The organism is Streptomyces odonnellii (assembly GCF_000981895.1).
Lineage (GTDB): Bacteria > Actinomycetota > Actinomycetes > Streptomycetales > Streptomycetaceae > Streptomyces > Streptomyces odonnellii.
This window is the reverse complement of record NZ_LATD01000045.1, coordinates 1-8606: the sequence shown is the minus strand read 5'-3', so window position 1 is coordinate 8606 and position 8606 is coordinate 1. Positions and strand designations below refer to the sequence as shown.

The window sequence follows — 8606 nt, the reverse complement described above, 5'->3', positions numbered from 1 at the left end:
GGACCGGTGGGCCCCCGGCCCGGGCGCCCACCGGTCCCGGCGCCCGAGCCCCCGCCGCCCGGCCCGGCCGTCGCCGCGCGGGCCGTGCCGTCGGCGAACGGAACCGGCGCCAACGCGAACGCCCCGCCCAGGGCCAGCACCCCGCCGCTCAGCCTGCGCCGGCTGATCCCGTCGCCCGCGCCGCCGTCCGTACCGTCGCCCGAACCGTCCTGCGCCATCAGAGGGCCCTCCCTTGAAAGTATCTTTCGGGATCGCGATCGAATGCTGAAACTTTCTTGCCGGGTCCGGGCGGTGTCAACCCTCCCGCCCCGCGCGGCCCCGATATCACGGCGAAACTGACGCGGCATCACGGAAGCGGCCAGTGGAAGCCGTCCGGCGCAGCCCGCCGCGCGTACCCCCGGCACCTCTGGCAGCGTGAGCCGACGTGAGCCGCATGACGTGGAGCGACCCCATCAGATCACTGGTGTCGAAGTGGACCGTGGTGGTGCCGCTGCTCGCGCTGATCGCCCTGGTGCTGAGCTGGGGGCGCTCGCTGCCCGGCTTCGCGGTCGCCCTGGTCGCCCTCTGTCTCGCGGGCGCGGTCCTCGCGGCCGTGCACCACGCCGAGGTCGTCGCCCACCGGGTGGGGGAGCCCTTCGGCTCGCTCATCCTGGCGGTGGCGGTGACTGTCATCGAGGTCGCGCTCATCGTCACCCTGATGGTGGGCGGCGGCGACAAGGCGGCCACGCTCGCCCGGGACACCGTCTTCGCGGCCGTCATGATCACCTGCGATGGCATCGTCGGCCTCTGTCTGCTGGTCGGCGCGCTGCGCAGACGGGTCGCCGTGTTCAACCCCGAGGGCACGGGCGCCGCCCTGGCCACCGTCGCCACACTGGCCACGCTGACCCTGGTGCTCCCCACCTTCACCACCAGCACGCCGGCGCAGCAGTTCTCCCCGGCGCAGCTCGGCTTCGCGGCGGCCGCCTCACTGATTCTGTACGGGCTGTTCGTCACCGTACAGACGGTGCGTCACCGCGAGTCCTTCCTGCCCGTCACCCCGGAGGGCGAGCTACCGGAGGAGGAGCCGCACATCGTGCCGCCCGGGCACTACGCGGCTCTGCTCAGCCCCGTGCTGCTCGTCGTGTCGCTGGTCGCCGTCGTCGGCGATGCCAAGGCGGTGTCACCCACCATCGAGTCGGGAGTGGAGTCGGCCGGGCTGCCGCAGGCGGTGGTCGGTGTCGTGATCGCCCTGCTGGTGCTGCTGCCGGAGACCCTCGCCGCCGTACGTGCCGCCCGACGCGACCGGGTGCAGACGAGCCTCAATCTGGCGCTCGGCTCCGCGATGGCGAGTATCGGGCTGACGATCCCGGCCATCGCGCTCGCCACCGTCTGGCTCAGCGGACCGCTCGTCCTCGGCCTGAACTCGACCCATATGGTGCTCCTCGCGCTGACCGTGGTGGTGGGCGCGCTGACCGTCGCACCCGGCCGGGCCACTCTGCTGCAAGGCGGCGTTCACCTGGGCATCTTCGCCGCGTTCGTCTTTCTCGCCATCAGCCCATGACCGGGCCGGGCCCAACTCCTCGCCCGCGCAAGGGAGGAGAGGGTCCGTCCGCCGTGGCCTGTCGGGGACCGTCGCCGGTCGATAGGCTGGCAGCGGACGACGCAGCGGGAGGAGCAGGACGTGGCCGACAGCACCACCACCCAGAAGCCGCTTTCGGGCTGGGACAAGCCGGAACTCGATCTGAGCAACGCGGAATGGCAGTCGAGCAGCCGGGGCACGGGTGACGTCCAGATCGCCTTCGTGGAGGGCTTTATCGCGATGCGCAACAGCGGGCGCCCGGAGAGCCCGTCGCTGATCTTCAGCCCGGCCGAGTGGCGGGCCTTTGTGATCAACGCGCGTGAGGGGGAGTTCGACCTCACCTGAGCGGGGCCTCCGACGGTCTTCCGGGCTTCCGCACCCGACTCGCCTCCGTACGGCGGTGATTGAGCCGGGTGCGGTGGATCCGGCAGACGTTTCCGGCATGTGGTGCGTGGGTGTTCGCCCATGGCTGACGGCCGGATGCGGACGTCGCCGTACGCTCGGGGCCGCCACTTCCGTATCACTCGCACCATCCGTCCCACCAGCACCGACGTACCGGAAACGGCCTCCGCCGAACCGTCTCCGGCTCCCCGGAAGGGGGTCCACCCGGCTCCGGGGAAGTGGCGCGAACCCGTACCATAGTGGGATGTCCTTCCTCCGCCGCCGCAGCGCCGCCACACCCGCCGGCCCGGACTTCGATGTCCTGGCCATGGACCCGGGTGACTGGCCCGGAAACCTGGGCGCCGGTCTGCTGCCCGCCCCCGACGGCAGTTGCCAGGGTGTCTTCCTCCGGTACGACCTCTTCGGCGGCCGGGGCCCCGCGATGATCATCGGAAATCTGCCCGAGGGGTCACCGGCGCGCGAGCTGGTGGACGGACAGATCCCGTTCGAGGTGGCGCAGCTTCTGCTGGCGCTGGAGAACGAGGAGCCGGTCGAGGTCGTCGGCAGCGAGGACATCCCGGTGATGCAGGGGGACAATCTGCTGATCGTCCGCCGTCTCAAGCTGTCCGAGAGCCGGATCTCCTGTGTCCAGTTCGACCGCAGTGATCATGTCCTGGTCACCATCGCGAGCTGGGACCGGCCGATCACGGACGATCTGTACGCGCTGCTGAAGCCGCTGCCCGCGGAGCTGTTCCAGCAGGGCTGAGCGGACCGGCTCCCGAGCTGAGCCACGTACCGACGGATCCAGGGCCGCGCCGCCTCCGAGCAGGAGGTTGGCGCGGCCCTGTTCGTGCTGCCTGTGAACCGAATTTGTCATGCGTATTGCCAATTCCATCATCGGACCTTTAACGTCCGGGCCATGACGCCTGGGATCAGCCGCAGAACCACGATCAAGTCCGCACTAGGGGTGACCGGCGCCTTGACGCTGGGAGTTCCGGCCGTGCCCGCCATCGCAGGGACCCATGACACCTCCGATGAATTTACTCTTTGGTATCAAAAGCCTGCCACCGACTGGGAGCGTGAAACGCTGCCCATCGGCAGCGGTGCGCTCGGCGCGAGTGTCTTCGGGACGCTCGCCACCGAGCGGCTCACCCTCAATGAGAAGTCGCTGTGGACCGGTGGCCCCGGTGCCTCCGGCGGATACGACCACGGCAACTGGACCACGCCCCGGCCCGGCGCCCTCGCCTCCGTACAGCAGCGTCTCGACGCGGAGGGCAAGCTCACCCCGGAGACCGTCGCCGCCGAACTCGGCCAGCCCAAGCACGGTTTCGGCGCCTATCAGGTCCTCGGCGAACTGCAACTGGCCGTACCCGGCGCGCCGACGGCCCCCGACAGCTCGTACCGCCGCTCGCTCGACATCGGCTCGGCTCTCGCGGCCGTCTCGTACACCCATGAAGGCGCCACCCACACCAGGGAGTTCTTCGCCTCGTACCCGGGCCAGGTGATCGCGGGCCGGTTCTCCGCCGACCGGCCGGGGCGGACCGGCTTCATCCTCCGCTACACCTCGCCCCGCGACGACTACACGGCGACCGCCGACGGCGACCGGCTGATCATCCGGGGCACGCTCCAGGACAACGGACTGCGGTTCGAGGCGCAGATCCGGGTGCGCGCCGAGGGCGGCAGGGTCACCGCGGGCCCGGACGGCACCCTTACGGTCAGCGGCGCCAACAGCGCCTGGTTCGTGCTCGCCGCGGGCACCGACTACGCCGACACCTATCCGCAGTACCGGGGCACCGACCCGCACGCGGCCGTCACCAAGACCGTCGACGCCGCCGCCCGCCGCTCGTACAACGCCCTGCGCGCCGACCATGTGCGTGACCACCGCGAACTCTTCGACCGCGTCTCGCTCGACATCGGCCAGCAGCTCCCCGATCTGCCGACCGACCAGGTCCTGGCCGGATACACCGGAGGCGCCACCGCCGCCGACCGTGCGCTCGAAGCGCTCTTCTTCCAGTACGGCCGCTATCTCCTCATTGCCTCCTCGCGCGCCGGGTCGCTGCCCGCGAACCTCCAGGGCGTCTGGAACAACGTCACCAACCCGCCCTGGTCCGCCGACTATCACGTCAACATCAATCTCCAGATGAACTACTGGCTCGCCGAGGTCACCAACCTCGCCGAGACCACCGCCCCCTACGACCGCTATGTCGAGTCGATGCGGGCTCCCGGCCGGGTGAGCGCACGGGAGATCTTCGGCTCGACCGGCTGGGTCGTCCAGAACGAGACCAATCCGTACGGCTTCACCGGGGTGCACAACTGGGCGACCTCCTTCTGGTTCCCCGAGGCCGCCGCCTGGCTCACCCAGCAGCTCTACGACCACTACCGCTTCAACGGCTCCACCGCCTATCTGCGCTCCACCGCCTACCCGGTGATGAAGGAGGCCACGGAGTTCTGGCTGGCCAATCTCCGGACCGACCCGCGCGACGGAAAGCTGGTGGTCACTCCCAGCTACTCGCCCGAGCACGGTGACTTCACGGTGGGCGCCGCGATGTCGCAGCAGATCGTCTTCGATCTGTTCACCAACACCCTGGAGGCCGCCCGGACCCTCGGCGACAACGCGGACTTCCGCCGCAGGCTGGAGACCGCACTCGCCGATCTCGACCCCGGGCTGCGCGTCGGCTCCTGGGGCCAGCTCCAGGAGTGGAAGACCGACCTCGACAGCCGGACCGACGACCACCGCCATGTCTCGCACCTCTACGCCCTGCACCCGGGCCGACAGATCGAGGCGGGCAGCGCCTGGGCGGAGGCCGCGAAGGTCTCGCTGACCGCGCGCGGCGACGGCGGCACCGGCTGGAGCAAGGCCTGGAAGATCAACTTCTGGGCGCGGCTGCTGGACGGCGACCACGCGCACAAGATGCTCTCCGAGCAGCTCAAGAGCTCCACGCTGCCCAACCTCTGGGACACCCATCCGCCCTTCCAGATCGACGGCAACTTCGGTGCCACGTCCGGGATCGCGGAAATGCTGGTGCAGAGCCAGCACGGTCCGATCGAGGTCCTGCCCGCCGTGCCCGCGTCCTGGCCCGACGGACGGGTGACGGGTCTGCGGGCGCGCGGCGGCGCGACGCTCGACATCGAGTGGTCGGGCGGCAAGGCCACCAGGATCGTCCTGCGCGCGAGCCGTACGGGCGAGCTGACCCTGCGCAGCACGCTGCTGCCGGGCGGGGAGCGGACCTTCCGGGCCACTGCGGGCCGGACGTACGTCTTCGGTTCCTAGCGATCGGCCGCGGGCCGAAGAATCCAGGGCCCCGTCCGGTGTGGCAGCGGACGGGGCCCTGGTCCGTACGGATCCGACCGGCCCGGTACGGATCTGATCGGCACAGGATCGTCACTGCCGCACCTCGCGCGGAACCGGGCGGAATCGCGCACGATGGAGGGAGGCGGGGGAGTCCGTACGCCACTGTCCGCCCGCCGCCCGGCCATCCAGCGAGCGAAGGGACAGCATGGACAACAACGGTCTGACCCCCGACGTCCTGCGGGAGCTGCGGCGCTCGCGCCCCTATCCGGCGGTGTCCCTGACGATGCCCACGCACCGCCGCGATCCCCGCCATGAACAGGACGCGGTACGGCTGCGCAATCTGCTCACCGAGGCGGCGCACCGGCTGGAGGCCGACCCGGAGGTGGACAAGCGGGCCCGTACCGCGCTCAGGACCCAGCTCGGCCGGGCCCTCACCGAGGTCGATCTGCGCCGCGCCCTCGACGGGCTGCTGATTCTCGCGGACGGCCAGGAGCACCGGATCTGGTATCTGCCGCGCGAGGTGCCTGAGCGGGTCGTCCTCAGCGACAGCTATCTCACCCGGAATCTGGTGGCCGCCACCGCGCAGTCACGGCCGTACTGGGTGCTGGGGGTCGCGGCCGACCGCGCCACGCTGTGGAGCGGGGCCGGCGAGTCGCTGCGCGAGCACCGCGGGAACGGATTCCCGATGGCGCCGCCCGAGGAGAGCTGGGACGTCGAGCGCGAGGAACGGATCGGCGACACGCCGAGCACCTTCAGCGACGAGGAGACCCGTAAGTTCCTGCGGTCCGTGGACGACGCGATGGGCGCGGTGCTGGCGCGCCGGCCGAGGCCGTTCTACCTGGTGGGTCTCGCCCCCGCGCTGGCCCTGCTGGAGGAGGCGGGAAGCGCCACCCGTCCGGCCGCCGGCAGGCTGGTCAAGGGCGGTCTGGCGGACGGGCCCGCGCCGGTCCTGCTGAAGGAACTCCGGCCCGTCGTCGAGGAGTACGCGCGCCGCGAGAAGGACGACGTGCTGAACCGGCTGGACGAGGCCAGGGGACGGCGCACCTTCGCCGCGGGGCTCGACGAGGTCTGGGAGTCGGTACGCGGGATGCGCGCCGACCTGATCGCGCTCGAAGAGCACTACCGCCGCACGGTCCGGGTCAGCGACGGCCATCTCGTACCGGTCGACGAGGCGCTCACGGCCACGCCCGAGAGCCGGGCCGCGAGCGGCAACGGCGGCCGCAACGGCGTACGGGACGACATCGTCGACGAACTGGTGGAGACGGCCCTGGACGGCGGCGCCGAGGTGGTGTTCCTCCCTGACGGCACCCTCGCCGCACACGACAGGATCGCCGCGGTACTGCGCTACTGACACTCTCCGCCGGTCCAGCGCCGGTGCGGCAGACGGAGACGGCGGGTGTCATCGGCCCCCCGTCGGCCGACGACACCCGCCGTGCTCCCAACCCGTACGCCGTACGTCAGCGGCGCATGCCGCTCACCTCGACGTCGGACGCCTTCACATAGCCGACCCGGTGCCCGATCTGGATCTCGTAGTACATCTCCTTGCCGCGTACCACCCGGTGCTCCGTGATGTCGAACACCGGCGCGAAGTAGTACTCGCCCGGGGCGAGATCGCCCACCACGTACCGCTGCCCGGCGAGCACCTTGTACGGCAGCGGGGCGACCGTCTGCACCGGGATGCCGGCCGGGTACGCCGACGCCTCCGGGTAGGCACGCCCGTACACCGGCACCTCCGCCACCCCCGGCTTCGGCGTCAGCAGCGGGACCTTGGCGTTCACGGCCGTCGGCCGCGTCCGCGGATTGTGGAACCACGCCTTCTGCCCGAGGTACCAGATCGCCGTCCAGTCGCCCCGGCGCTCGGCGACCGCGTACTGCTGGCCGGTCGAGGCGCGTGCCCCCAGATCGTTGACCCCGGTCGTGGAGTCCTCGCCGCCGGGGCGCAGCCCGATGTCCTTCACCAGCGGGGCGCTCTCGTCGGGCGCGGTGTGCAGCCGTACGGCACCCGAGCCGTGCGGCGCGCACGCCTGGCCCGCCTTGTCGCAGTCGGTGTACGACGGCTGGTGCGAGGCGTACTGCGGGCGGATGGTCACCGCGTCCGCGTCCGCTCCCGCCGTCGCCTGGAACGGCGCGCCGAGGAGCTGGAAGTAGTGCGCCCAGTCCCAGTAGGGACCGGGATCCGTGTGCATCCCGGGGATCGACGCGGTGGTCGTGCCCGGCACATTGTCATGGCCGAGGATGTGCTGCCGGTTGAGCGGGACGTCGTACTTGTCCGCCAGATACCGCACCAGCCGCGCCGAGGTGCGGTACATCGCCTCCGTGTACCAGGCGTCCGGCGCGGTGAGGAAGCCCTCGTGTTCCAGACCCACCGACTTGGCGTTGACGTACCAGTTGCCGGCGTGCCAGGCCACGTCCTTGGCGAGCACATGCTGGGCGATGTGCCCGTCGGACGAGCGCAGGGTGTAGTTCCACGACACGTAGTCGGGGGACTGGATCAGCTTGATCGTGGTGTCCCACGAGCCCTCGGTGTCATGGATGACGATGTAGTCGATCGACTGGGCCGCCGGGCGGTCGGCCTTGTCGTGGTTGCCGTAGTCGTTGTCGCCGAACTCCTCGTACGGCGCGGGGATCCACTCGCAGGCGACCGTGCGCGGACACTCCGTCGTGGGCGCGCCCGCCGTGCGGCGCAGGCCGAGCCGCGCGGTCCCCGAGGTGTCGGGCGCGATCCGGGGGACCGCGCGGAGCGCCACCCGCTGGCCGCTGTCCGTCGTACGCCGCTCGCCGCCCCTGATCACGTCGTACACATCGTTGGCGTAGGTGGTGGCGGTCGCGGTGTCGTCGGCGCCGGAGAAGCGGGCGACGGCTCCGTACCAGTCGGCCGGATCGGCGCTCAGCGGCTCGCCCAGCTCCCGCTGCGCGGCGGCCAGCAGGGCCGCGCCGCCCAGGACATTGGCGGCGGCGCTCTCCCGCAGCTCCTTCGCGGGCAGGCCGGTCAGCGCGGCGGCGCGGTCCAGGGTGCGCAGCCGGGCGGGCAGTTCGGACGCCTTCGGCACGCGGGCGGCGTTACGGGCCGTCCGCGCCGCACTCGCCGTGTCCGCCGTCCGTGCCGGACGGGACAGGTCGCCGCGCGCGTCCTCCGTACCGTCCGAGTGGTGCGGTGCCTCGGCGAGCGCGGTCCTGGCGTCGGTGAGGTGCATCGGACCGTAGCCGCCGGAGACGCTCGGGGCGCCGCTGTGGGTGTCCCAGCGCGACTGAAGATACGAGACCCCGAGAAGCACGCTCTCCGGCACCCGGTAGCGCTCGGCCGCCACGGTGAAATCGCGCTGGAGGTCGCCCGGTCCGGGCAGTTCCGCGGTGGCGGAGGGGGCGGCGGAGACC

General features: G+C 71.2%; 6 protein-coding genes and 1 pseudogene. 5 read left to right on the top strand and 2 right to left on the bottom strand.

Annotated elements, in window-relative coordinates; translation table 11 throughout:
- A pseudogene (locus WH07_RS06465) lies at window positions 1-218 on the bottom strand (serine hydrolase); the annotation flags it as partial.
- A 215-nt stretch (window positions 219-433) separates the two neighbouring features.
- On the opposite strand from WH07_RS06465, the gene WH07_RS06460 reads away from it, so the two are divergent.
- The 5 genes from WH07_RS06460 (at window position 434) to WH07_RS06440 (ending at window position 6582) form a co-directional block, all read left to right on the top strand.
- Window positions 434-1540 (top strand): calcium:proton antiporter, encoded by a 1107-nt coding sequence (locus WH07_RS06460; RefSeq protein ID WP_046496403.1) that lies wholly within the window; start codon window positions 434-436, stop codon window positions 1538-1540.
- A gap of 120 nt (window positions 1541-1660) precedes the next feature.
- Entirely contained in the window at window positions 1661-1903 is a 243-nt protein-coding gene (locus WH07_RS06455; protein ID WP_046496401.1) for a DUF397 domain-containing protein, read from the top strand.
- A gap of 301 nt (window positions 1904-2204) precedes the next feature.
- Window positions 2205-2705 (top strand): hypothetical protein, encoded by a 501-nt coding sequence (locus WH07_RS06450; RefSeq protein WP_046496399.1) that lies wholly within the window; start codon window positions 2205-2207, stop codon window positions 2703-2705.
- A 153-nt stretch (window positions 2706-2858) separates the two neighbouring features.
- Window positions 2859-5210 carry a glycoside hydrolase family 95 protein gene (locus WH07_RS06445; RefSeq protein WP_079022994.1) on the top strand — a complete coding sequence of 784 codons (2352 nt, stop codon included), beginning with the start codon at window positions 2859-2861 and terminating at the stop codon, window positions 5208-5210.
- A 226-nt stretch (window positions 5211-5436) separates the two neighbouring features.
- Entirely contained in the window at window positions 5437-6582 is a 1146-nt protein-coding gene (locus WH07_RS06440; RefSeq protein ID WP_046496397.1) for a baeRF3 domain-containing protein, read from the top strand.
- Window positions 6583-6688: 106 nt separating this feature from the next.
- Here WH07_RS06440 and WH07_RS06435 read toward each other — a convergent pair.
- Window positions 6689-8606, bottom strand: a 1918-nt coding sequence (locus WH07_RS06435) for an N-acetylmuramoyl-L-alanine amidase (RefSeq protein WP_046496394.1), incomplete at its 5' end; no start/stop codon positions are given.